The sequence below is a fragment of the Saccharothrix algeriensis genome (assembly GCF_016907655.1).
GTDB classification, from domain to species: domain Bacteria; phylum Actinomycetota; class Actinomycetes; order Mycobacteriales; family Pseudonocardiaceae; genus Actinosynnema; species Actinosynnema algeriense.
The window spans coordinates 2985981-3010299 of record NZ_JAFBCL010000001.1; the positions used below are offsets into that span (position 1 = coordinate 2985981).

18 protein-coding genes, 1 tRNA gene and 2 pseudogenes are annotated in these 24319 nt (G+C 72.2%); 5 read left to right on the plus strand and 16 right to left on the minus strand.

Annotated elements, in window-relative coordinates:
- Window positions 1–10: 10 nt before the first annotated feature.
- Entirely contained in the window at window positions 11–1678 is a 1668-nt protein-coding gene (locus tag JOE68_RS13445) for an MDR family MFS transporter (RefSeq protein ID WP_204842694.1), read from the minus strand.
- Entirely contained in the window at window positions 1678–2181 is a 504-nt protein-coding gene (locus tag JOE68_RS13450; RefSeq protein WP_307819660.1) for a MarR family winged helix-turn-helix transcriptional regulator, read from the minus strand. The genes JOE68_RS13445 and JOE68_RS13450 overlap by 1 nt, the downstream gene beginning before the upstream one ends.
- A gap of 140 nt (window positions 2182–2321) precedes the next feature.
- On the opposite strand from JOE68_RS13450, the gene JOE68_RS13455 reads away from it, so the two are divergent.
- Together JOE68_RS13455 and JOE68_RS13460 are read left to right on the plus strand one after the other, a co-directional pair.
- Window positions 2322–2777: a DUF4442 domain-containing protein gene (locus JOE68_RS13455; RefSeq protein WP_204842696.1), complete on the plus strand. Its 456-nt coding sequence runs from the start codon at window positions 2322–2324 to the stop codon at window positions 2775–2777.
- Between the two features lie 39 nt (window positions 2778–2816).
- Window positions 2817–3752, plus strand: coding sequence for a TIGR03617 family F420-dependent LLM class oxidoreductase (locus JOE68_RS13460; protein WP_307819661.1), 936 nt, complete (start codon window positions 2817–2819; stop codon window positions 3750–3752).
- 272 nt (window positions 3753–4024) lie between these two features.
- Here the strand turns inward: JOE68_RS13460 and JOE68_RS13465 are convergent, their stop codons facing one another.
- The 3 genes and pseudogenes from JOE68_RS13465 to JOE68_RS32450 form a co-directional block, all read right to left on the minus strand.
- Window positions 4025–4573, minus strand: a complete 549-nt coding sequence (locus tag JOE68_RS13465; RefSeq protein ID WP_307819662.1) for a class IV adenylate cyclase — start codon at window positions 4571–4573, stop codon at window positions 4025–4027.
- Between the two features lie 39 nt (window positions 4574–4612).
- Window positions 4613–5695, minus strand: a complete 1083-nt coding sequence (locus tag JOE68_RS13470; RefSeq protein ID WP_204842697.1) for a radical SAM protein — start codon at window positions 5693–5695, stop codon at window positions 4613–4615.
- Window positions 5696–5852: 157 nt separating this feature from the next.
- A pseudogene (locus tag JOE68_RS32450) lies at window positions 5853–6422 on the minus strand (TauD/TfdA family dioxygenase); the annotation flags it as partial.
- Here JOE68_RS32450 and JOE68_RS31165 point away from each other — a divergent pair.
- Entirely contained in the window at window positions 6318–7058 is a 741-nt protein-coding gene (locus tag JOE68_RS31165) for an NUDIX hydrolase (protein ID WP_239562235.1), read from the plus strand. The pseudogene JOE68_RS32450 and the gene JOE68_RS31165 sit on opposite strands and share 105 nt — an antisense overlap.
- A 42-nt stretch (window positions 7059–7100) precedes the next feature.
- Window positions 7101–8336 carry a helix-turn-helix transcriptional regulator gene (locus tag JOE68_RS13485; protein ID WP_239562236.1) on the plus strand — a complete coding sequence of 412 codons (1236 nt, stop codon included), beginning with the start codon at window positions 7101–7103 and terminating at the stop codon, window positions 8334–8336.
- Window positions 8337–8548: 212 nt separating this feature from the next.
- On the opposite strand, the gene JOE68_RS13490 is transcribed toward JOE68_RS13485, so the two are convergent.
- The 11 genes and pseudogenes from JOE68_RS13490 to JOE68_RS13540 all read right to left on the minus strand — a co-directional run bounded on the left by JOE68_RS13490 (window position 8549) and on the right by JOE68_RS13540 (window position 21474).
- Window positions 8549–8992, minus strand: coding sequence for a hypothetical protein (locus JOE68_RS13490; protein ID WP_239562237.1), 444 nt, complete (start codon window positions 8990–8992; stop codon window positions 8549–8551).
- Window positions 8993–9051: 59 nt separating this feature from the next.
- Window positions 9052–9372, minus strand: a pseudogene (locus JOE68_RS32455) (AAA family ATPase); the annotation flags it as partial.
- A gap of 95 nt (window positions 9373–9467) precedes the next feature.
- Window positions 9468–9541, minus strand: a tRNA-Thr gene (locus JOE68_RS13500).
- Window positions 9542–9843: 302 nt separating this feature from the next.
- Window positions 9844–11046, minus strand: coding sequence for a DNA polymerase III subunit delta' (locus JOE68_RS13505; protein WP_307819663.1), 1203 nt, complete (start codon window positions 11044–11046; stop codon window positions 9844–9846).
- A gap of 22 nt (window positions 11047–11068) precedes the next feature.
- A complete protein-coding gene (locus tag JOE68_RS13510) occupies window positions 11069–13078 on the minus strand; it encodes a bifunctional MFS transporter/dTMP kinase (protein WP_204842703.1) in 2010 nt (669 codons plus the stop codon).
- 81 nt (window positions 13079–13159) lie between these two features.
- The gene (locus JOE68_RS13515) at window positions 13160–13720 is read right to left on the minus strand and encodes a hypothetical protein (RefSeq protein WP_204842704.1); all 561 of its coding nucleotides are present in this window, start codon (window positions 13718–13720) and stop codon (window positions 13160–13162) included.
- A 16-nt stretch (window positions 13721–13736) separates the two neighbouring features.
- The gene (gene topA / locus JOE68_RS13520; RefSeq protein WP_307819664.1) at window positions 13737–16502 is read right to left on the minus strand and encodes a type I DNA topoisomerase; all 2766 of its coding nucleotides are present in this window, start codon (window positions 16500–16502) and stop codon (window positions 13737–13739) included.
- A 126-nt stretch (window positions 16503–16628) separates the two neighbouring features.
- Complete coding sequence (locus tag JOE68_RS13525; RefSeq protein ID WP_307819665.1) at window positions 16629–17441, minus strand: hypothetical protein; 813 nt, start codon at window positions 17439–17441, stop codon at window positions 16629–16631.
- Between the two features lie 106 nt (window positions 17442–17547).
- A complete protein-coding gene (locus tag JOE68_RS13530) occupies window positions 17548–18165 on the minus strand; it encodes a hypothetical protein (protein ID WP_204842706.1) in 618 nt (205 codons plus the stop codon).
- A 130-nt stretch (window positions 18166–18295) separates the two neighbouring features.
- A complete protein-coding gene (locus JOE68_RS13535; RefSeq protein ID WP_204842707.1) occupies window positions 18296–18916 on the minus strand; it encodes a hypothetical protein in 621 nt (206 codons plus the stop codon).
- 257 nt (window positions 18917–19173) lie between these two features.
- Complete coding sequence (locus tag JOE68_RS13540) at window positions 19174–21474, minus strand: sodium-translocating pyrophosphatase (RefSeq protein ID WP_204842708.1); 2301 nt, start codon at window positions 21472–21474, stop codon at window positions 19174–19176.
- A gap of 207 nt (window positions 21475–21681) precedes the next feature.
- Here JOE68_RS13540 and sftH point away from each other — a divergent pair, with 207 nt between their 5' ends.
- Entirely contained in the window at window positions 21682–24207 is a 2526-nt protein-coding gene (sftH, locus tag JOE68_RS13545) for a DEAD/DEAH box helicase (protein ID WP_239562239.1), read from the plus strand.
- The last annotated feature ends 112 nt before the right edge of the window (window positions 24208–24319 follow it).

Here is a 24319-nt window from a genome sequence, read left to right on the forward strand (position 1 = left end):
TGGCGCCGGTCTAGTGGATCGCGACCGGCGGCTGCGCGGCGCCGTCCTCGTCGCTGACCCGCTCCAGGCCGGACCGGCTGGACAGCGGCACCTCGCGCAGGAACCACACGATGGCGAAGCCGATCAGCGCGATCCCGCTGCCGACCAGGAACACCAGGTCGATCGAGCCGGAGAAGCCGTCCAGGAACGGCCGCGCCAGCACCGGGTCCAGGGTGCCGAGGAACTCGGTGTTGTCCAGGCTCAGCCCGCCGCCGCCCTGGAGCGACGCGGCGAACTGCTGGTTCTCCGGCCGGGCGAGCGCCGCGGTGAACGCCGGGTCCACCGCCGCCGCGCGCAGGCCGTTGCCGATCTTGTCGGCGACCGTGCTGAACAGGATCGACAGGAACACCGCGGTGCCGACCGTGCCGCCGATCTGCCGGAAGAACGTGGCCGAGGCGGTCGCGACGCCCATGTCGCGGGGCTCCGCGTCGTTCTGGATGGCCACCAGCAGCGTCTGCATGCACAGGCCGAGCCCGGCGCCCAGGAAGAACATGTACACCAGCGGCTGCCAGACCGGCGTGTCGGTGCCGATCGTGCCGAACACGAGCAGCGCGGCCGTCAGCAGCCCGAACCCGATCACCGGGAACACCTTGTAGCGACCGGTCTTCGCGGTGATGTTGCCGCTGACCCCGGCGGCGGTCATGATGCCGAGCGTGAGCGGCAGCATCATCAGGCCGGACTGGGTGGCCGAGTAGCCCTTCACGATCTGCAGGTACAGCGGCAGCGACACCATGCCGCCGAACATCGCGAGGCCGAGCACGAAGTTGATCGTGTTGCCCAGCGCGAAGGTCTGCCGGCGGAACAGCCGCAGCGGCAGCAGCGCCTCGTCGCCCATCCGCCGCTCGGCCAGGACGAACCCGACCAGGCCCAGCACGCCGACCGCGTAGAGGGCGAACGAGGTCCCCGAGGCCCAGCCCCACTCGCGGCCCTGCTCGGCGACGATCAGCAGCGGCACGAGGCCGACGGTGAGCAGCGCGGCGCCGAGGTAGTCGATGCGGTGGTCGACCCGCTTGTGCGGGACGTTGAGCACGCGGGCCACCACGACCAGGGCGATCAGGGCGATCGGCACGTTGACCAGGAACACCCACCGCCAGCCGGCGGTGCCCAGGAAGCTCTCCAGGCCCGCGAACAGCCCGCCGACGACGGGGCCGGCGACGCTGGAGACGCCGAACACCGCCATGAAGTAGCCGGTGTAGCGGCTGCGCTCCCGCGGCGAGGTGATGTCCGCCAGGATGGCCATGGCCAGCGACATCAGACCGCCGGCGCCCAGGCCCTGCACCGCGCGGAACGCGGCCAGCTCGTACATCGAGTTCGCGATGCCGCACAGCAGCGAGCCCACCAGGAACAGCGAGATCGCGGTCAGGTACATCGGCTTGCGGCCGTAGATGTCGGACAGCTTGCCGTACAGCGGCGTCGAGATGGTGGCCGTGATCAGGTAGGCGGTGGTCGCCCACGCCTGGAGCGTCTGGCCGTTGAGCTCGTCCGCGATGGTCTTCATGGCGGTGGCCACGATCATCTGGTCCAGCGCGGCGAGGAACAGCCCCAGCAGCAGCCCCGACAGGATCGTCAGGATCTGCCGGTGGGTGAGCAGGGCGGCGCCGGGTGGCGGCGCGTCCGCTCGGGTCGTCGTCTCCGACATCAGCTCTCCCCTTCTGAGCGCGGCCCCAGTCCGCTCTCAGCGATGAACTCCGGTAGAGCGCGTTCGTAGTCGCCCACGAAGCGCTCGAAGTGGTCGAGGAACGCCGCGAGGTCCTCTTCGGACCAGTCGGCGAGCATTCGGGCGATGGACCGGTTGCGCATCAGCCGCCGCTCTTCGAGCAGGCGTTTCCCCGCGTCCGTCACGGCCAGCACGCTGGCCCGGCCGTCGTCGGGATCCGCCCGGCGTTCGACCCACCCCTCCTTGACGAGCGTCGCGACCTGGCGGCTGACCGTCGAGGGGTCCGAGAAGACCGCCTCCGCCAGCGCGCTCGACCGCGACGGCCCCAGGTGGCTCAGGTTGGCGAGCAGCACGAACGACGCCTTGTCCAGGCCGGCCCTGCTCAGGTGCGCGGCGACGCAGGCGTGCATCTTGTTCAGCCGCACCAGCGCCGTGCCGACCCGCTCGGCGTCGGCGAGGCGGGGATCGCCGGCAGCGTCACCCACCGAGGTCACCATGGAACACTCCGTTGCTTGCATCATCCAACTAGTTGCTGGATGCAAGCATGGTCTTCCCGAGGAGTCCTGGCAAACGAAATAAGCGGTGATCCGCGTCTCGTGCCTACCAGCCGGTAACATCCCCGGCCATGAGCACCGACCACTCGTCCGTCGCCGAGGCGATGAAGCAGGCCGTGCCGTGGGTCAGGACCAGCGGCGTGGAGTTCGTCGAGGTCACGGGCGACCGGGCGGTGGCCGCGCTGCCGGACGACCCGGCCGTGCGCAACCACGTGGCGGGCCCGCACGCGGCCATGGTCTTCGGCCTCGGGGAGACCGCGTCGGGCGCGGTCACCCTGGCCGCCTTCGGCCCGCACGTGGCCAGGGCCACACCGCTGGTCGCGCGGTCGGAGATCGCCTACCGCAAGGTGGCGCTGGGCCCGCTGCGCGCGGAGGCCGTGCTGGGGCGGCCCGCCGACGAGGTGCTGGCCGAGCTGGCCGCGGGCACGCGCCCGGAGTTCCCGGTCACCGTGACCGTGACCGACGCCGAGGGCGCGACCACCGCCGAGATGGTCGTCGTCTGGACGCTGCGGCCGAACCGCGCCTGACCCCGCGCGCCGGGAGCGCCACCCGCTAGTTTCACCGGTGTGAAGGTCGACCGCCTGGACGTCTCCGCCGACCCGCGCACCGCCCTGGCCGCCCTCCGGCGGGCCGAGGCCGACGGCTGCTCGGGCTTCTGGCTGTCCGAGACCCGGCACGACCCGTTCGTCGGCCTGGCCCGGGTCGCCGACCGCACGGGCGTCGAACTGGGCACCGCCATCGCCGTGGCGTTCGCGCGCAACCCCATGACCACCGCCGTGCAGGCCAACGACCTGCACCTGCTCTCCGGCGGCCGGTTCAACCTGGGCCTGGGCTCCCAGGTCGAGCCGCACGTCACCAACCGCTTCGGGATGCCCTGGTCGCGGCCCGCCGCCCGGATGCGCGAGTTCGTCCTGGCGCTGCGCGCCATCTGGCACACCTGGGCCACCGGCGAGCGCCTGCGGTTCCGCGGCGAGTTCTACCGGCACACCCTGATGACCCCGTTCTTCGACCCCGGCCCCAACCCGCACGGCACGCCGAAGGTGTGGCTCGCGGGGGTCGGCGAGCTGATGACCGAGGTCGCGGGCGAGGTCGCCGACGGGTTCCTGTGCCACAACTTCACCACCGAGAGGTACCTGCGGGAGGTGACGCTGCCCGCGCTGGCCAGGGGCCGGGCCAAGGCCGGCGCGACGCTCGCCGGGCTGGAGGTCAGCGGGCCGGCGCTGGTCGCGCGCGACGACCGGGAGGTGGCGGAGGTCAGGCGGCAGGTCGCGTTCTACGGCTCCACCCCGGCCTACCGGAAGGTGCTGGACCTGCACGGCTGGGGCGACCTGCACGAGGAGCTGCACCGGCTGTCCCGGCGGGGCCGGTGGGCGGACATGGCCGCCGCCGTCGACGACGAGGTGCTGCACGCCTTCGCCGTGGTCGGCTCCCCGGACGAGGTGACCGCGGAACTGGACCGGCGCTACGGCGACGTCGCGACCCGGGTGCTGCGCACCGAGTGAGCGAGGCGCCCACGAAAAAGGGGCCCACGAAAAAGGGCCAGGCCGGAAGACCGACCTGACCCTTCGTCCCACCGAGCCGCCTATCGGAATCGAACCGATGACCTGCTCATTACGAGTTCTCCAGTGATCGTGTCGAGCGCTGACAGGTGGTACCGCCCCGGTCTGATCCTTGCAGGTCAGACCGGGGCGGCTGCCGTTTCGGGACGATCCCTGTCGCTCGGTGATCATGCGTCCGAGCACCTCGGGCACACGTCGAGCACACTCGTTGACACCTAGAAGCGCAGGTCAGAGATGGTGTTCAGGTCGATGCCGTACAGGGCGTAGACCTTGATGGTGTTCTCCCCGGTCAGTTCCTCCTCGGCGTAGCCAAGCAGTCCGGCGACCCGAACGACCTCGTCCTTCGATCCGGCTTCGATCTCGACGTAGGTCGGGATGCGCGGCCACGTGTCGATCTCGACCTGTGCGCCGTCGAGGACGAAGCTCGTGCGCTTGGTCTCCTGGTACGACTTCGCGGTGAACCCGAGCACGCCGAGCAGGGCGTTGGTCGTGTCGAAGTCGCTCACGGTCACTTCGGTCTCGTGAGTGCCGTCGATGGCGTCGCTGGTGATCTGCTTGACTGTCAGCGTCACCTCGTCCCCGGTGTCCCGCAGCCTGATCCACTTCGACTGGTCGCCGGGCGTGATGTCGTAGACGTAGCGGCGCATGAACCGCTCGCCGAGCTTCTGCCCGCCCTTGTCGAGGATGAGCCGTTCCATCTCGGCGGGATCGACGTCGAGGATCTTCCCCTCGAACTCAATGGGCGCAGTGTGCTCGATCGGCACTCGCGGCCGTCCTTCCTGGTTGATCGGTGCTGGTCGACGCTATGCCGCGTGGCGGCGGGTGAGTCGGTCGTACTCGACCTCACGCAGGGCCAGCACTTCTGTCAGCACCGGCCCGGTGAGGAAGTCGTCAAGGGGCATGGTCAGGTCCATCCGTTGGATGCAGACACCGACCTGGTAACGACCGTCGCGGTCGTAGTAGAGCCGCACGCCGTAGAAGCCCTCTTGACAGTCGGTGTCGTTGTTGAACCGGCATCCGGCGCACGTCTCGGGCAGCCGGACGCGCCGAATCTGCTTGAAGTACACCCGACGTCCGTCCGGGAGGCGGTAGGCGGTGCGCGCCCCAGAGACGCCTGCGGTGATGTAGTGCGCCTCAGCGACCGCCCCGCGTTCAGCCAGGATGCGCTCGATGGCCTCGACGGAGACCGGGCCGTGGTCCAGCGAGTTGAGCAGTCGGACCGACAGGTGCGGGGAGTATTCATCGAGCAGGCGGTGCACGCGCGGCGCGTGGCTGTAGTCGATTACCACGATGTTGGCGCTGGCCTTGACCCCGTGCGCCTCACAGACGGCAATCGAGCGTTTCAGTGCGTCGATCTTGCGCTGCGCGCGTTCGGGGTCGCGGTAGCGGGCGTGCTGGGTCTGGGCGAGTTCGGCGGCCGTGGTGCCGAAGATCGAGAAGTTCACCCGGTCCAGTCCAGCGTCAGCGCAGGCGGGCAACACCTCCGCGCCGTTCTCGCCGTTGGACGTCATCCCGACTCGCAAACCCGCGTCGGTGGCGATCTTGGTCAGCCGCGCGATGGCGGGATGCTTGGAGGGTTCACCGCCGGTCAGGTGGACTTCGGTCAGGTGCAGCGCCTCGCATAACGCGATCAGCGCGCGCCCGAACTGCTCGTTCGCGGGCATCGGGGCAGGAAGGAAGGTCGCGCCGTTGGCGGCGGCGTAGATCGACATGCGCCCGCTCGGACCGGCAATCGTGAAGTCGCCAACGGGACGACGGCGGTTGTCCACTGCAACGGGTGTGCCCTCGTTGTGGCAGAACGTGCACGTCAGACCGCAGGCGTCGATCACCTTCGCGCGGGCGGTCTTGTCTTGCTCGATGTGAACGGGCAGATCCGTGGGAATCATGGGGAGCTGCTAGCCCTTCTGGTGGGTGGCGTCCGAGGACGTGCGCGCTGGTGGGGATGCCGGTCCGGATGCCGAGGTGAGGCAACGGGTTGGCGTTGACCCGGTGCACCACGCGGTGCCCGGTGAACGCTCTCCGGCCGTGCAGCCATCGGTGGTTGTCGAGGAGGTAGCCCTGTCCGGCGCTCAGGTCCAGCTCGTGCATGTGCCGGGCGATCGCCGCTCGCAGCGTCGGCAGCCACCGACTCACCTCGGGCGAGAAGTGCACGAGGTCGTCTTGGCGCAGCCTGATGGTGACCCGTCCGCCGTCGTACTCGGTGAAGATCGCGCCGAGATGACCCGACGCACCGCCGAACAGCACTGACCGGGGCGTGCACAGCGCCGTCAGCGCGTCAGGTGCGGTGTCGGCGAGCGTGTCGTACACCGCCTGTCCGTCGATCAGCACGCATTGACCGCCGCTCGTCGCGGGCTGCGAACAACCCAGGACCAGCAAGGCGGGCGGGTTGGCGACACCGGAGCGATCCGTGTGCGGCGGGAGCGCGCACGAGCTGAACCCGGCGAACGCTCCGTTCTGAGCTGATCCGAGGTCCACCAGCGTGGTGACGCCGTCCGACGCGCTGTCCCGATGCGGAACGACCGTGGCAACGGAGCGAGCGACGCGCAACAGGTGTGCCGAGTCGACGAGTCCTTCGACCAGAGCCAAGCCGTGATGCGTCAGCGCTTTCACCATGGCCACCTGATCACCGGCCGCGATCCAACCGCGCTCGAACGGGCCATCCATCGTCTCTACCTCCCGAAACACTGGTTTCGCGAGATCATGGGAGCGCGATCCGACCTGGTACGTCCAGTGACAAGCTGTCAACACAGCGTCGCCTATTGCAGGGTTGCCGGGTGCTACTTTGCCGATGAGCAGATCGCTCATGCTTTCCGGAGGTCAACGCCGATGAGCCAGCCCGTCTACCCCGTCTCGATCAAGGGCGTGGTGGTGCGCGACGACAAGGTGTTGCTGCTGAAGAACGAACGCGACGAGTGGGAGCTACCCGGAGGCCGGATCGAACCCGGCGAGACGCCCGAGGACTGTGTGGCGCGGGAGATCACCGAGGAAACGCAGTGGCAGGTGACCACCGGGCCGATCCTCGACACGTGGATGTACTACATCAACGTGGCGGAGAAGAACGTGTTCATCGTGACCTACGGCTGCTACCCGAACGGTGACGCTGAACCCGTGCTCTCCCACGAGCACAAGGAGATCGGGCTGTTCACCGAGTCCGAGGTGCGCGGGCTCAACATGCCGGACGGGTACAAGCGTTCGATCGGGAATTGGTTCGCGCGTCTGCGCGAGACCGACCGGGAACTGATCCGGTAGTCGCTCATGGCGGGTGGGCGATGCGAGGCTTGCGGGACCGAGTTGAGCAGGCTCGCGGTCGAGCCGGTCTGTCCGACGTGCCACGCGAGCGCACGTCACTCACCGCCGATCATGTCGGTTCGCCCGCTGACACCGGCAGTGTGGCTGTGGTCGGCTCCCGAGGCGGCAGCGGCGCTGAGGACTCGTGACCTGGCGACGATCCTGCGCGTCTACCGCCGGGTGAACGGCCTCAACCAGGAACGGCTCGCCGCACTGCTCGGCTACGACAAGACCTATGTGTCGATGATCGAGACCGGTCGGCGCACCATCAGCGACGTCACCACCCGACGCCACATCGCCCGTGTTCTCGGCTTGCCGATGCACGTGCTCGGCGTGACGGACAACGACGATGCCGACTTCGCCGCGATGATCCAGTTCGGTGACTCGACCATCCGACTCGCCGAGATCGCCCGCCAGTCCGGGCGCGCGGTCGACGCGGTCAACGAGCTGTGGCCGCTGGTTGCCAGGTTGGAGGCACGCGCCGCCGAGGGCCGCGCCGAGCGCGACACGATGATCCTGCTCGGGCAGGGCAGGGCGGCCTTGGGCGTCTCGCTGGGCACCGTCCTGCCCGAGGAACGCCTGGCCGCTGCCGCGCGCTGGACCGGCAAGGCCCTCGTCGTAGCCGAGCGGCTGGGAGATCCCGTGTTCCTCGCGCACGCGCTCCGGATGCACGGCAACGAGCTGCGCAAGGCGGACCACGTCGGCGCGGCGATCGCGCGCCTGAGTCGAGCTGTGGCCGTGTCCGGTGATCGGGAAGGCCAGGGCGCGGCGTTCGCCCTACTGGCGCGTGCGGCAGGGGAGCAGGGCGACGCGGACCTCTTCGACCAGGCGATCACCGGTTACCGCGACCTGCTCGACGCGGAAGCGGGGCGCGGAATGCTGTTCAACCGGTTCACGTTCCGGGAGATCGAGCTGCGCGGCCTGATCTCGACCGGCCGCGCCGCCGAGGCCGTGTGCGCGTTGCAGACCGACGTCAGCGGTCCACCCGTCGCACCCCAGTGGCACATCATCGAGCGGGTGACCGCCGGGCAAGTGCTGCTCGCTGCCCGGCATCGAGACGGCGCGACGGAGGCGTTCCGAGCGGCGCTGACCGCTGCCGAGGTCCACCGGTTGCCGCACCAGGTGCAACGGACGATCCGAGCAGCCGACGACGCCGGCCTTGCCGAGATCAGTGCAGACGGTCGCGCAGCTCTCCAACGGTTGACGGATCAACTCGCGCCGTCGTCGGCGCGGCGGTAGCCCGGAATCGCCCGAGTTTCGTACACAGCGCGAGCTGCTATGACGTACCGGTCGGGCGGAAGGCAGTCGGGGCCCTGGTCAGGGCTGCTCGCGTGCGCGCGGGGAGGCTACCGACCGGTCGCGACGGTGCTCGTCGGGATCACCATTCGGCTCATTCGGATCAGCACCCATGACGTGATCCGAACGGGCCGAATGGTGATCCGGATGACGAGTCACAAGTCGAGCGACCAGACCGACCCCTGTCCGAAGCCCTGCCGGGTGGTGGCGATACCGGCACGCTTGCGGGCACGCTTCAACGTCGCCTCGGCGATGCCGTCCGCGCGTGCGGCCTTGATGATCTCGGCTGCCTTGCCGCTGCCGCCGTGCTGGATCAGGTAGTCGCGCAGCCATCCGGCCGCCTCGTCGCGCTCCGAGCGTGCCTCGGGATCAGCGCCGGTCTCGGCGAGGATGTCGCGCACGCTGCGCTCGGTCTCGCCCACCATCACCAGCCGACCGACCTCGGCGGGTCCGTCGTCGGTCGGGATCACGGCCGACTCGATGCGGTAGCCCAGTGACGGCAGGTCCAACCGCCCGAGGTTGTTCTTGGCCTGACTGATGACACACGCGCCGTTGTCGCTCCCCTCGTCGCGAGCGACCGCCAACACGGCACGTGCCACAGCGGAGAACGCCCGACTGCGGTGATCAGGTTCAGCGGGTCCGGGCTCGCCGACTTGTTGAAGTGGGCCGGCCCGACCACCGCGCACCCGGTTCGGTCGGCCATGCGCGCCAGCGGTTCGAGGGCCTGGCGCAGCTCCCGGTCCCGATGGGTGTCGATCCCCGCCCCGATGGCGGACAGCAGCGGGTCGAGGATCAGTAGGCCGACGCTACGCGCCGTGATCTCCTCGCCCAGCGCCTCGCAGTCCCGAGGCAACGTCAGCCCCGTGACGATGCCGTCCACGTCCACCTCGGCCCGGTAGACCGCGTCGAGGTCGGCACCGGCAGCGGCCCAACTCGTCCCGCGCCGGTCCACCGGGACCGATGGGCGCACTTCGGGCACACGACACCCGAGACGGTGCCGCCCTATAGCTCGTCACCAGCCTGGGGAACGAAAAGGACCAGGTCAGACGCGCTGACCTGGTCCTTATCCCACCGAGCCGCCTATCGGAATCGAACCGATGACCTGCTCATTACGAGTGAGCCGCTCTGGCCGACTGAGCTAAGGCGGCGAGACGCGACAACTATAGCCCAAGCACCGGCCGTCATCCGACAGGGGGGCCGGTCGACGGACCAGCAGTGACGTCGCTCACACGGGCGCCGCACCCGTCGTCGCCGTCGTGGGAGGTGCGGCCTCCTGCGCCTGACGACCCTGCCCGTCGCCTCCGCGCTGGTCACCCTGCGCCCCGCCCCCGTGACGGGCCGGCCGGTGACCACGCCGACGCCCGGACCTCCGCCGCGAACCTGCCCGTGCTCGACGCTGCCCACCCCCACCGACCCGGCCGGGACGCCGCCCGCGGGGTGAGGCGCCGGATCAGCCGCGCTGGAGGGTGGTGAGCATCGCCTCCACGGCGATGCGCGGCTTGACGTTCAGCTCCAGCGCCTCCCGGCACGCCAGCACCGCCTCCAGCCGCCGCAGCGCCGACTCCGGCGACCACGACTCGGCGGCGGTCCGCGCGTCCGCCGCCCGGTCGGGGTGGTTCAGCGCGGCCGCCGCGCCGGACGCGATCACCAGCACGTCCCGGTAGAACGCCGCGAGGTCCACCAGCGCCTGGTCCAGCGAGTCCCGCTGGGTCCGGGTGGCCCGCGACTTCTGCCGCTTCTCCAGGTCCTTCAGCGCGCCCTTCGCGCCCCGCGTCGCCGCGGCGGTGCCCTTGCCGGTGCCACCGGCGCCCATGGCGGTCTCCAGCGCCTGCCGCTCGGCCTCGTCCCGCGACTCGTTGGCGGTCCGGGCGTCCTCCTCGGCCGCCTGCACCAGGCTGTCGGCGCAGGTGAAGATGTCCGCCGCGCGCCGCAGCGCCAGCGGGACGCGCAGCACGGCCTCCCGCCGCGCCCGCGCCGACCCGTCGGTCGCGAGCCGGCGCGCGCGGCCCACGTGGCCGCCGCACACCGACGCCGCCCACCGCGCCGCCTCCGCGGCCACGCCCTCCTCCACCAGCGCCGACGCGATCGACTCCGCGCGCGGCGTGCCCAGCGGCACGACCCGGCACCGCGACCGGATGGTCACCGACACGTCGTCGGGGTGCGCCGACGGCGCGCAGAGCAGGAACACGGTCCGGTCCGGCGGTTCCTCCACGGCCTTGAGCAGGGCGTTCGACGCTCCCTCGGTCAGCCGGTCGGCGTCGGCGATGATCACCACCTGCCACCGCCCGGACGTGGGCCGCCGCGCGGAGACCTGCACCAGCGACCGCATCTCGCCGACCGGGATGGACAGCCCCTCCGGCGCGATCACCCGCACGTCGGCATGCGTGCCGGCCAGCGCCGTGTGGCACCCCGCGCACGCGCCGCAGCCGGGCCGGTCGTCGACGGCCGTGCACTGGAGGGCCGCCGCGAACGCCCGCGCGGCCTCGGACCGGCCGGAGCCGGGCGGGCCGGTGAACAGCCAGGCGTGGGTCATCGCGCCGGGGGCGGGCGAACCGCCCGCCACGAGGGACGCGGCGGCCTCGGCGGCGGCGGCGAGCACCGCGACCGCGTCGGGCTGGCCGACGACCCCGCTCCACACACCCCTGTTGGCCACGGTCGACAAACCTACCGAGCGGTCACGAGCTCTCGACGACCGGTCGCACCGGGGCCCGCGCCACCAGCGGCAGCACGGCCTCCCGCACGCGCTCGGCGACCTGGTCCACCGGGCCGTCGGCGTCCACCACGACGTACCGCTCGGGGTCGGCCGACGCCATCTCGGTCAGCAGCCGCTGCACCCGCCAGTGGTGCTCCACCGCGTCCAGCGGGCCGGCGTCCCCGTCCGGGGTCCGGTCCAGCAGCACCGTCACGTCCGGCCGCAGCCGCCCGGTGGCCCAGTCGACCAGGCCCTCCACCTCGCGCGGTTCGAGCGTGCCCGCGGCGCTGAAGTGCGCCAGCGGGCTGTCCACGTACCGCTCCATCACCACCAGCGACCCGCCGGCCAGCGCGGGCCGCACCTCGCGCTCCACCACGTCGGCCCGCACCGCCGCCGCCACCAGCGCGTGCGCCCGGACGCCCGCCAGGTCGGCGGTGGACAGCAGGTCGCGCAGCCGCTGCTCGTCCAGGTCGGGGTCGGAGGCCAGCAGCACCTCGTGCCCGGCCGACCGCAGCGCCCCGGCCAGCAGCCGCGCCTGGGCGGCGGTGTCCGCCCGGCTCTCGCCCTCCACCGCGATCAGCAGGCCGCCGCCCCGCCTGCCGCGACCGCGCAGCGCGTCCAGCAGGCCGGACAGGATGGGCTCCGCCCGGCGGCTGTCCATCTGCCGGTAGGCGATCAGCCCGAGCAGCGCGGCGACCAGCGCGGCGCCGAAGAGCACCGGGCGGGTCCCGTCCACCTGCATGGGGTGGCCCAGCACCGTGACCGTCCGCCGCTGGATCACGCTGACCAGCAGCGGGGCGGCGGCGGTCGACGCGCCCAGCACGATCTTGAGCAGGGACTGCAGCAGCGCGACCGTCCGGCCGCGCATCGCGTCCTCGACCTGGGAGCCGACGATGGTCAGCCCGGTCAGGAACGCCGTGCCGGCGCAGCCGCCGACCAGCGCCACCGCGACCAGGGCGACCCACAGGTGCGGCGCGAGGGCCACGACCATCAGGCTCAGCCCCGCCAGCACGATCGTGACGCCGAACAGCCGGTCGTGCGGCAGCCGGCGGGCCATCCGCGGTGCGAGCGCCATGCCGACCGCCAGGCCGGTGAACACCGCCACGAACAGCAGGCCGAACGCCGGCGCGCCGCCCAGCAGCGACTGCGAGTACAGCGGCGCCGTGCCGATGACCGCGCCGGCGGCGGCGAACGCGCCGATCATGCCGATCACCAGGCCGCGCACCAGCGGCGTGCGGCCGGCGTAGCGCAGGCCGTCGCGCAGCATCGCGAAGAAGCCCGGCGCGGCGCCGTCCCCGCGGGTGCGCCGGGCGCTCGCGACCCGGCCGGACAGCTCCGGGATGCGGGTGGCGACCAGGACCGCCGACGTGACGTAGAGCGCGCCGTTGACCATCACGGCGATGGTGGCGACGCGGAACTCCAGGTCGGTGCTCTGCAGGTGCAGGTAGCCGGGGATGCCGGAGATCAGCGAGTACAGGCCCGCGCCGCTGATGACGGAGATGCCGTAGGTCATCACCAGGCCGAGCTGGTTGGCCGTCTCGACCTGGTCGGGGCGGCGCAGCAGGTTCGGCACGGCCGAGTCCTTGGCCGGGATCCACAGCATCGCGCAGCAGCCGACCAGGAAGTTCGCGATGAACAGCCACCACGCCGTGCCGACCAGGGCGATGGAGATGAACAGCCCGCCGCGCAGCAGGTCGCAGGCGACCATGATCTTGCGCCGGTCGAACCGGTCGGCCAGCACGCCGCCGAGCGGGGCGAACAGGATGCCGGGCAGCAGCTGGGTCAGCACCACGAGGCTGAGCGAGAAGCTCTGCCACTGGTAGCTCTCGGTCAGGTTCGTGACCAGTCCGGTCAGGGCCAGCAATGACAACCAGTCACCGACGCTGCACAGATAGGTGACGCCCCAGAGCCTGCGGAACGGCCGGATCGCCAACACACTGCGAATCCGGTGGCTGGTCGACGCCGCTGTGCCGGTGTCCTGGATGGTGCTCACCCCCGCCGTTCGTGCAGGGAAACAGCGTAGCCGGGACGATTCAGCCACATGACCGCATCCGCCAACCGGGTGGTCGGCGGGTCACCGGAACAAGTCCGCCACGAACCCGATGATCTCACGCGCGACGCCGACCAGCAGCCCGCTCGACACCGCCAGGACCAGCAGCCACCCCACCAACCCGCCCTTGCCGCCCCTGCGCTCGGGCTGGACCACCGCCGTCGGCAGGGGGACGGGCGCCATGCGCGACCCGCTCCCCGGTGGCGCGCCCTGCGCGGGCGGCACGACCTGCGCGGGCACGCGTCGGGCCGCCCTGCGCGCCGCGGGCCCGCGCACCGGCCGGGTGGGCGCGGCAGGGGGTCCGGGCGCCGCCGGGGCTGGGTCGGGCTCGTCGGCGCCCCCGGCGGGGAGCGCGTCGGGGAACGGCGCGTCCCGCGCGACCGACAACGCGTCGGGGAACACCGCGTCACCGCGCGCCGTCGACAGCGCGTCGGGGAACGCGGCGTCCCGCGCGACCGGGCCCGTCAGCGCGTCGGGCAGCGGTCGGGGCGCCGGCCCGCCGGCCGCCACCAGGCCCGCCGACGGGTCCGCGAACGCGCGAGGCGGCGGTGGCGCCTGCGTGCCGTCGAGGCCGGAGTCGTCCACCGCCGCACCACCCGTCTCAGCTCTTCGACTTGGCCGGGGCCTTCTTGCGCGCCGGCGCCTTCTTCTTCGTCACCGGGCCCTTGGCGCGCTTCTCCGCCAGCAGCTCCGCCGCCCGCTCGTCGGTCAGCCCCTCGACGCTGTCCGACTTGCGCAGCGACGCGTTGGTCTCGCCGTCGGTGACGTAGGGCCCGAACCGGCCCTCCTTGACCACCATCGGCTTGCCCGACACCGGGTCCGCCCCCAGCTCCTTCAGCGGCGGCGCGGCGGCGGCCCGACCGCGCTTCTTGGGCTCGGCGTAGATCCTGAGCGCCTCGTCCAGGGTCACCGTGAACAGCTGGTCCTCGCTGGTCAGCGACCGCGAGTCGGTGCCCTTCTTCAGGTAGGGCCCGTACCGGCCGTTCTGCGCGGTGATCTCGGCCCCGGTCTCCGGGTCCTTGCCCACCACGCGCGGCAGCGACAGCAGCCGCAGCGCGTCGTCCAGCGTCACCGTGTCCAGCGACATGCTCTTGAACAGCGACCCGGTGCGCGGCTTGGGCGCCTTCTTGCCGTCCGGCGGCTCCGGCAGGACCTCCGTCACGTACGGCCCGAACCGGCCCTCCTTGGCCACGATCTCGTGACCGGTGACCGGGTCCGCGCCCAGCGAGCGGCCTTCCTGCGGGGTCGCGAACAGCTTCTCGGCGACCTCCCGGTTCAGCTCGTCCGGCGGCAGGTCGTCCGGCAGGTTCGCGCGCTGCGAGGTCAGCCCGCCGTCCGGGCCCTCGACCTCGCGCTCCAGGTACGGCCCGTAGCGGCCGACCCGGACCACGACCGTGCGGCCCTCCAGGTCCACGAACAGCGGGATCGAGTTCACCTCGCGGGCGTCGATCTGCTCGACGCTCGACCCGACCAGCTTCTTCAGGCCGCCCGAGCGGCCCACCGACGACTCCGGGCCGACGTTGCCGCCGAAGTAGAACCCGGACAGCCAGGTCGTGCGCTCCTGGCGGCCGGCGGCGATGCCGTCCAGCTCGTCCTCCAGCGCGGCGGTGAAGTCGTAGTCCACCAGCCGCCCGAAGTGCCGCTCCAGCAGGCCCACCACCGCGAACGCCACCCAGGACGGGACCAGCGCGGAGCCCTTCTTCCACACGTAGCCGCGGTCCTGGACGGTGCTGATGATCGACGCGTAGGTGGACGGGCGGCCGATGCCCAGCTCCTCCATCGTCTTGATCAGGCTCGCCTCGGTGAAGCGCGGCGGCGGCGACGTCGCGTGCCCGTCCGCCGACAGCTCGGTCGCGACCAGCGCCTGGTCCTTCGCCAGCTGCGGCAGCCGCGACTCGGCGTCGTCGGACTCGCCGCCCGCCTCCGAGTCGACCGTCTCGACGTACGCCTTGAGGAAGCCCGCGAACGTGATCGTGCGGCCGGACGCGGCGAAGGTGACCTCCTCGCCGCCCGGACCGCTGCCGCCGGGCACCGCCCGCGTGACGCCGGAGATGCGCACGCTGGTCGTGTTGCCGCGCGCGTCGGCCATCTGCGAGGCGATCGTGCGCTGCCAGATCAGCTCGTAGAGCTTGAACTCGTCGGCCTCCAGCTCCCGCGCCACCTGGCCGGGCGTGCGGAACACCTCGCCGGCGGGGCGGATGGCCTCGTGCGCCTCCTGGGCGTTCTTGACCTTCCGGTTGTACTGGCGGGGCTCCCTGGCCACGTACTGCGCCCCGTACAGCTCGGTGGCCTGCGCGCGGGCCGCGCTGATCGCCGTCTCCGACAGGGTCGTGCTGTCGGTGCGCATGTAGGTGATGTAGCCGTTCTCGTACAGCTTCTGCGCGGTCCGCATCGTCCGGTCCGCCGAGAACCGCAGCTTGCGCCCCGCCTCCTGCTGGAGGGTCGAGGTCATGAACGGCGCGTACGGCTTGCGCGTGTACGGCTTCTCCTCCACCGAGGTGACCGCCATCGCGGCGTCGGCCAGGCCGGCGGCGATCGCGCGGGCCTGCGCCTCGTCCAGGACGCGGACCTCCGCGCCCTCCTTGAGGCGGCCGGTGGACTCGAAGTCGCGCCCGGTGGCCAGCCGCACGCCGTCCACGGCCACCAGGCGCGCGCCGAACGCGCGCGGCGAGGCGGCCTCCCCCGCGTCCACGGTCGCCGAGACGTCCCAGTAGGAGGCGGAGACGAACTTCATCCGCTCCCGCTCGCGCTCGACCACGATCCGGGTCGCCACCGACTGCACGCGGCCCGCCGAGAGCTTCGGCATGACCTTCTTCCACAGCACGGGGCTGACCTCGTAGCCGTAGAGGCGGTCCAGGATGCGCCGGGTCTCCTGCGCGTCGACCAGGTCCTGGTCGAGGTCGCGGGGGTTCGCCGCGGCGGCGAGGATCGCGGGCTCGGTGATCTCGTGGAACACCATCCGGCGGACCGGCACCTTGGGCTTGAGGGTGTCCAGGAGGTGCCAGGCGATCGCCTCGCCCTCCCGGTCGCCGTCCGTCGCGAGGTACAGCTCGTCGACGTCCTTGAGCAGCTCCTTCAGCTCCGCGACGGTCGACTTCTTGTCCGGCGTGACCACGTAGAGGGGCTCGAAGTCGTGGTCGACGTCGACCCCGAGCCGCGCCCACGGCTGGCCCTTGTACTTGGCGGGCACGTCCGCCGCGCCGCGCGGCAGGTCCCGGATGTGCCCCTTGGATGACTCCACGACGAAGTCGTTGCCGAGGTAGGACGCGATCTTCCGCGCCTTCGCGGGCGACTCGACGATCACCAACCGCCGGTTACCGCCCGCTGATCCCCCGCTGCTCTTCTTCGCCCGTGTCGATCCAGCCACGCCGTCCCGCTCTCTCCGAACACTGTGTCCCGACCCGCCAGTGTGCACTGTCCTTCGTCGCCGCATGGGCAGCCCTGGTCGGGACAGGGTGGCACAAGCGCGTCCGATCCCCCGTCAGGAGGACCGCTAGGCGGCCGGCCAGGTGCGTTCGACGACTCCGCGCGGAGCACGCCCGACCAGCTCGGCCAGCCGCTCCAGCCGGCGCCGGCCCACCACGCGCAGCGCCGGGCCGCCGGACCCGAGCAGTGTCGCCGGGAGCCCGGAGGCTGCCAACGCCTTTTGCAGCGGCTCGTGGGTGGCGGGGGCCGCCGGGTCCAGGCCGAGCACGTACGCGGACTCGGCCCAGCGGCCGGAGGCCAGCGCCCACAGCCGCAGCACGCCGCCGTGCGGGGTGAACCCCGGCGGCACCACCTTGGCCCCGCCCGCGAGCCACTGGCCCGCCAGGCCGGTCAGGTCGGTGCGGAACGCCGTGGCGACCTCCAGCCCGCGCCGCGCGGGCGGCAGCGCCCGCGCGCCCGGGTCGTCCCCCGCCCGGCCGGGCCGGGGGCGGCCGAACACCACGCCGCCCGGTTCGGCCTCGTCCTCGACCACTTCATCCGTTTGGTCGGTGATGTCCGGTTCTTCCGGGGCGGGGTCGGGCGGCTCTCCGCGCTCGTCCTGCCCGTCGCGCCCGTCCTGCTCGTCGGCGGGATCGGCCGCGCCGTCCGGGTCGGCCGGCCCCGCGGGGCGCTCGACCGCGTCGAGGCGGGCGTGCACGCCCCGCTCGGCCAGCGCCGCGACCAGCGCCAGCCCCCGCCACCGCTCGTCCAGGGGCACGGAGATGCGGGCCGCCCGGCCGCGCGCGAACCCCACCGCCCGACCGGGCCCGCACAGCAGTCCGGCCAGGTCCGCGACGCAGGGCGAGCGCGCCTCCGCCGAGAAGAAGGACAGTTGCCCCACGACCAGGCAGCGTAGAACACACGTTCGACCACGGCCAGTCTCCGACCGGGCGATCCCGCCCGGTCGGAGGTGGCGCCGCCGGTGATCGGCGGTGGTGCCGCCGGTGTCAGCCGCCGAGGTTCTTCAGCGTGTCGCTCATCGCGACGCACTCCGGGGCCTGCTTGAAGGCGGCGCCGAGCTCCGGGTCGTCCTGGAGCTTCTTGATCTGCTCCTGGAGCTTGGTCGGGTCGGCCTCGTCGCCGCCCAACTGCTCCAGCTTGGTGGCGAACTCCGGGTCGTTCGGGTCGAGCTTGGCCAGTTCTTCACTCGCCGTGTTCAACGACTTACCGGATTCAGTGAAGAACTTCACCAGTTCGTCGTGCAGCGCCTGGGCCTCCGGTGACGGCGCACCCAGCGCGTCCAGCTTCGCTCCGGCGTCCGCCATCGACTTGCCCGACTTCGTCGAGTACTCCATCAGCGCGGCCTTCTGCGCCGCCGGGTCGTTCGCCCCGCCTTCGAGCATGACCTTGAGCAGCTGCATGACGCTCTCGACGGTCGGCGCGATGCCCTCGCAGAACGTCCCGGTCCACTTCACCGGGTCCGCCGCCGCGGCAGGCGTGGTCGTGGTGGCCGCCGAAGTGCCGGTGGTCGACCCGCTGGAGCCGGCGGACCCGGACGAGCCGGAACACGCGCCCGTCAGCAGAACGGCCGCCAGCACCCCGACCAGGGCAGTGCGGTGCTTCACAGGAACCCCCCAAATTGGTCCGAACGGAAGACCGGCAACCTACTACGGGGCGCGGGCGCCGGTCCGAACGGGATGCGGGGCGCGTCCGCCGGCCCCGCGAGCGCCGTTCGGGGCCGTGCCGCGGGCGGGGTCACGTGGTGGGGGACGCCGGCGCGCTGGTGGACGCCGGCGGGCTGGAGGGCTCCGAGGAGCCGGAGGACTCCGACTCGGACGGGCGGAGGGTGCGCAGCGCCTGGCAGGACTCCGCCTGCTCGGCGGCGTCCCGCAGCTCCGGGGTGGCCTCCAGCTGCTTCAGGGGCTCCACGAACTGGTCGAGCCGGGCGATCGCCTCACCGGCGGCCTGGAGCCCTCCCACGGGGTCGTTGGCGTCCGCCTGCTCGACGGCGACCTTGGCGTCGCTGAAGGACTGGGCGATCTCGGAGAACGTCGTGGCCATCTTCGACACCTGCTCGTCGCCCCCCGCGACCGGCGACGGCCCGACCTCGCGCAACTTGCCCGCGGTCTGGTTGAAGGCGTCCGCCATCTGCCCCATGTAGGCGCTCATGTCGGCCTTCAGCTTCACGGGGTCGTTGGCGTCCAGCTTCGGCGGCGTCTTCGGCACGGACACGAAGGAGGCGGCGGCCGTGCACACCCTGTCCATGTAGGCGACGGCGTCATTGGGCGCGGCCGAGGTCGACGGGGCCGGGTCGCCACCGGACCCGCATCCGGCGGCCAGCGCCGCGGCGGCCACGAGGGCAAGGCGGATCCTCATCACGGACTCTCCTCACGAAAACACCGGAACTCCCAGTCTGCCCAAGACCGGGCCGGTCGGCTCACGCACCCGGACAAGCCGCCCGTTTCGGGTGCCCCGCCGGGGCCGCCCCCACACGTCGAGGCAGCCCGCGCACGACCCGTCAGCGGCAACCCGCGCGGATCGCGCCCGCCGTGAGGAGCCGGCCGCCCGACCCCGCACGCGCCGCGGGCGGGCGCCCCCCGGAGGGAGGACGCCCGCCCGCGGCGGTCAGCCGGTCAGACCGCGCCGTTGCTCACCGAGGTCTCCGCCGGGGAGTCCGTGATGGCGGTGCCGCGCCGCTTGGACACGACCACCGCGGCGACGATGACCGCCACCGCCACCAGGGCGATCGCGTACCGCATGCCGGGCGAGGCGGCGTCGCCGATCGTGGCCGTGATGATGGCCGGCGCGATCAGCACCGACACCAGGTTCATCACCTTGATCAGCGGGTTGATCGCCGGGCCGGCGGTGTCCTTGAACGGGTCGCCGACCGTGTCGCCGATGACCGTGGCGGCGTGGGCGTCGGAGCCCTTGCCGCCGTGGTTGCCGTCCTCCACCAGCTTCTTGGCGTTGTCCCACGCGCCGCCCGAGTTGGCCAGGAACACCGCCATCAGGGTGCCGGTCGCGATGGCGCCCGCCAGGTAGCCCGCCAGCGGGCCGACGCCCAGGCCGAAGCCCACCGCGATGGGCGCCATCACCGCCAGCAGGCCCGGGGTGGCCAGCTCGCGCAGCGAGTCCTTGGTGCAGATGTCCACGACCCGGCCGTACTCGGGCTTGACCGAGCCGTCCATGATGCCGGGGTTGTCGCGGAACTGGCGGCGCACCTCGAACACGATCGCGCCGGCGGCCCGCGTGACCGCGTTGACGGCCAGCCCGGAGAACATGAACACGACCGCCGCGCCGATGATCAGGCCGACGAGCACGTTCGGCGTGAAGGACACGAAGTCGGAGTCCTCGAACACCCCGCCGACGCCGTCCAGGGCCTTCTCGATGGCGTCCTTGTAGGAGCCGAACAGGGCGGTGGCGGCCAGCACGGCGGTCGCGATCGCGATGCCCTTGGTGATCGCCTTGGTGGTGTTGCCCACCGCGTCCAGCTCGGTGAGGATCTGCGCGCCCTCGCCGTCCACGTCGCCGGACATCTCGGCGATGCCCTGCGCGTTGTCCGAGACGGGCCCGAAGGTGTCCATGGCGACGATCACGCCGACCGTGGTCAGCAGGCCGCAGCCGGCCAGGGCCACGGCGAACAGCGCCACGACCACCGAGCCGGACAGCAGGAACGCGCCGTAGACCGCGCCGCCGATGACCAGCGCCGTGTACACGGCCGACTCGAAGCCGACCGAGATGCCGGAGAGGATCACCGTCGCCGCGCCGGTCAGCGACGTCCGGCCGACCTCCTTGACCGGCTTGTGCTCGGTGCCGGTGTAGTAGCCGGTCAGCTTCAGGATGACGCCCGCCAGCAGGATGCCGATGATCACCGCGATGGCCGCGATCAGGGCCGGGTTGCCGGGCGTGGCGCCGACCTCCTCGGACACGCCCCGCAGTTCGCCGAAGGAGCCGGGCAGGTAGACGAACGCCGCGATCGTGCACAGCACGGCCGAGATGACCGCCGAGACGTAGAACGAGCGGTTGATCGCCGACAGGCCGTTCTCGCCGGTCCGCGCCTTGGTGATGTAGACGCCGACGACCGCCGTGAGCACGCCGATCGCCGGGACGATCAGCGGGAACAGCAGGCCCTTCGCGCCGAACGCGGCGGTGCCGAGGATCAGCGAGGCGACCAGCGTCACCGCGTAGGACTCGAACAGGTCGGCGGCCATGCCCGCGCAGTCGCCCACGTTGTCGCCGACGTTGTCCGCGATGGTCGCCGCGTTGCGCGGGTCGTCCTCGGGGATGTTCTGCTCGACCTTGCCGACGAGGTCGGCGCCGACGTCGGCGGCCTTGGTGAAGATGCCGCCGCCGACCCGCATGAACATCGCCAGCAGCGCCGCGCCGAAGCCGAAGCCCTCCAGCACCTTCGGCGCCTGGCCGGTGTAGACCAGCACGACCACCGCGGCGCCGAGCAGGCCGAGGCCGACGGTGAACATGCCCACCACGCCACCGGTGCGGAAGGCGATGCGCGTGGCCTTCTCGCGGCCGTTCGACTCCCGGGCGGCGGCGGCCACGCGCACGTTCGCGCGGGTGGACAGCCACATGCCGAGGTAGCCGATGCCGGCGGAGAACGCCGCCCCGACGATGAAGAACAGCGACCTGCCGACGCGCTCCGCGATGTCGTCCGCGGGTAGCGCGAACAACAGCACGAACACGATGACGACGAAAATGCCGAGCGTGCGGAACTGCCGGTTGAGGTAGGCCGCTGCGCCCTCTTGAACCGCCTTGGCGATGTCCTGCATCTTCGGGGTGCCCTGGCCGGCGGCCAGGACCTCCCGGAGCAGGACATATCCGACGGCGAGGGCAGCCAGGGCGACCACGGCGACCACGGCCACGAGGCCCTGGTCACCTCCGGAGAGCTGTAGGCCCTCCGCGAGGAATTGCCGGGACATCCGTCCTCCTGGTGTGTTTTCCAGCCCAACGGCGGGTGCACCGCGCTCCGCCGGGACCGGCTTGCCCAACACGACCGTCAGCCCCGGCACAACGTGACGCATCCCTCATTGGATGCGATAGCGGCGGAGTCTATTCATAGCGCGCAAGAGCGCGACAGTGCGTCCCGTATCGCGTACACACCGTTATCAACGCAGGAAGCAACTGTGATGTCGGTGCGGTGTGCGAAGCTGCGCCCCGTGGCGAACCAGGGACGTCGACTGCTGGACCGGGTCCTCGCCGGGGTCCCGGCGGGCGAGTCGCCGCTGACGCACCGCGCGGACCTGCCCCGACGGGCGGCGCGGTCGGTCCCGTGGCCGTCCTGGGCGGCGGCCGGGGTGGTGTCCGCGCTGGTCGAGCGCGGTGTCGGGGAGCCGTGGCGGCACCAGGCCGAGGCGGCGGAGCACGCGTGGGCGGGGCGGCACGTGGTGGTCGCCACGGGCACCGCGTCGGGCAAGTCGCTGGCGTACCAGCTGCCGGTGCTCAGCGCCGTCCACGGTGACCCGAAGGCGACAGCCCTGTACCTCTCCCCCACCAAGGCGCTGGGCGCGGACCAGCTGCGCGCGGTGGCGGAGCTGGGGGTGCCGGGGGTTCGGGCGGCGTCGTTCGACGGCGACACGCCGATGGCCGAGCGGGACTGGGTGCGGGCGCACGCGAACTGGGTGTTCACCAACCCGGACATGCTGCACCGGGGCGTGCTGCCCCACCACGCGCGGTGGGTCAGGTTCTTCCGGCGGCTGTCGTACGTGGTGGTCGACGAGTGCCACTCGTACCGGGGCGTGTTCGGCTCGCACGTGGCGCTGCTGCTGCGCCGGCTGCGCCGGGTGGCGCGGCGCTACGGGGCGGACCCGGTGTTCGTGCTGGCGTCGGCGACGGTGGCGGATCCGGCGACTTCGGCTTCCCGCTTGGCGGGCGTGCCGTGCGAGGCGGTGACGGAGGACGGCTCGCCCCGCGCCGCGCGGACCGTGGCGCTGTGGGAACCGCCGCTGCTGGACGAGCTGGAGGGCGAGAACGGCGCGCCCGTGCGGCGGTCGGCGGGTGCAGAGACGGCGCGCATCCTGGCGGACCTGGTGGTCGAGGGCGCGCGGTCGCTGGCGTTCGTGCGGTCGCGGGTGGGCGCGGAGCTGACGGCGCTGGCGGCGCGGCGCGCGCTGGCGGAGGTCGACCCGGAGCTGGCGACGCGGGTCGCGGCCTACCGCGGCGGGTACCTGCCGGAGGAGCGGCGGGCGCTGGAGCGGGCCGTGGCGAGCGGTGACCTGCTGGGCGTGGCGACTACGAACGCGCTGGAGCTGGGCGTCGACATCGCGGGCCTGGACGCCGTGGTCGTGGCCGGGTTCCCGGGCACGCTGGCGTCGTTCTGGCAGCAGGCGGGCCGGGCGGGGCGCAGCGGCAGCTCGGACGCCCTGGTGGTCTTCGTGGCGCGCGACGACCCGCTGGACACCTACCTGGTGCACAACCCGGCGGCGGTGCTGGACAAGCCGGTGGAGGCCACCGTCCTGGACCCGGCGAACCCGTACGTCCTGGAGCCCCAGCTGGCGTGCGCGGCGGCCGAGCTGCCGCTGACGGAGGAGTCGCTGGCCGACTTCGGCGGCGACGCGGCGCTGCCGGTGCTGGCCGACCTGGTGGCGCGCAAGGTGCTGCGCCGCAGGCCCAACGGCTGGTACTGGACCTCGCACGAGCGGCCGCACGGCGACGTGGACATCCGCGGTTCGGGCGGGGAGCAGGTCGTGGTCGTGGAGGGCGACTCGGGCCGGGTGCTGGGCACGGTGGACCCGGCCGCGGCGCCCTGGACGGTGCACGACGGGGCGGTGTACCTGCACCAGGGCGAGTCCTACGTGGTCGACCGGCTGGACCTGGAGAGCGGGATCGCGCTGGTGCACGCGGAGAAGCCGGACTGGTCGACCACGGCCCGCGACACGAAGGACATCACGGTCGTGCGGACGCTCGAGGAGCGGGCGCACGGCGGCGTGACGGTGTGCCTGGGCGAGGTGGAGGTGACCTCGCAGGTCGTGGGCTACCTGCGCAAGCTGCCGTCCGGCCAGGTGATCGACTCGGTGCCGCTGGACCTGCCCGCGCAGACCCTGCGCACCAGGGCCGTCTGGTACACGGTCGGCGCGCAGCTGCTGGGTGGTGCGCCGGGGGGCGCCGGACTGGCCCCGGCGCGCGTCCCCGGCGCACTGCACGCCGCCGAGCACGCGGCGATCGGCCTGCTACCCCTGTTCGCGACCTGCGACCGCTGGGACATCGGCGGCGTGTCGACCGCGCTGCACCAGGACACCGGGGAGGCGACGGTGTTCGTGCACGACGGTCATCCGGGGGGCGCCGGATTCGCCGACCGCGGTTTCGCCGCGGTGGTCCCGTGGTTGGCCGCGACGAGGGAGGCCATCGCCGCTTGCACGTGCCCGGCCGGGTGCCCGTCCTGCGTCCAGTCGCCGAAGTGCGGGAACGGCAACGATCCGCTGGACAAGGCGGGCGGGTTGGCCGTGCTGGACGTCATGCTCGGGGCTGTCGGGGAGAGTTCCCACGACGCCCGGCACGGCCAAGTCGGTGGTGCCGCCCCCGCCGCCGACCACGGCGACGGGGACCGGTGGAACGAGGTCGGCCCGGATCACCTGGTCGGCCCCGATCATTCAGCCGATCGAGACCACCCGACCGGCGATGAGCACTCGGCCGGCCCGGACCACTCGACCGAGTAAGGCCGGGCGGCCGGAGCGGAACCGGCGGAGGGCCACCGGGCCGGCGGCGAGCCGATCGGGAGCGCCCGGCCGGCCACCGGACGAGCTGCTGCCCGATGACCGGCCGGCCGGC

Coding starts and splice junctions, on each gene's coding strand:
- JOE68_RS13445 (WP_204842694.1), bottom strand. CDS start 1,678: ATGTCGGAGACGACGACCCGAGCGGACGCGCCGCCACCCGGCGCCGCC.
- JOE68_RS13455 (WP_204842696.1), top strand. CDS start 2,322: ATGAGCACCGACCACTCGTCCGTCGCCGAGGCGATGAAGCAGGCCGTG.
- JOE68_RS13470 (WP_204842697.1), bottom strand. CDS start 5,695: ATGATTCCCACGGATCTGCCCGTTCACATCGAGCAAGACAAGACCGCC.
- JOE68_RS31165 (WP_239562235.1), top strand. CDS start 6,318: ATGCGGAACGACCGTGGCAACGGAGCGAGCGACGCGCAACAGGTGTGC.
- JOE68_RS13535 (WP_204842707.1), bottom strand. CDS start 18,916: ATGAGGATCCGCCTTGCCCTCGTGGCCGCCGCGGCGCTGGCCGCCGGA.
- JOE68_RS13540 (WP_204842708.1), bottom strand. CDS start 21,474: ATGTCCCGGCAATTCCTCGCGGAGGGCCTACAGCTCTCCGGAGGTGAC.
- sftH (WP_239562239.1), top strand. CDS start 21,682: ATGTCGGTGCGGTGTGCGAAGCTGCGCCCCGTGGCGAACCAGGGACGT.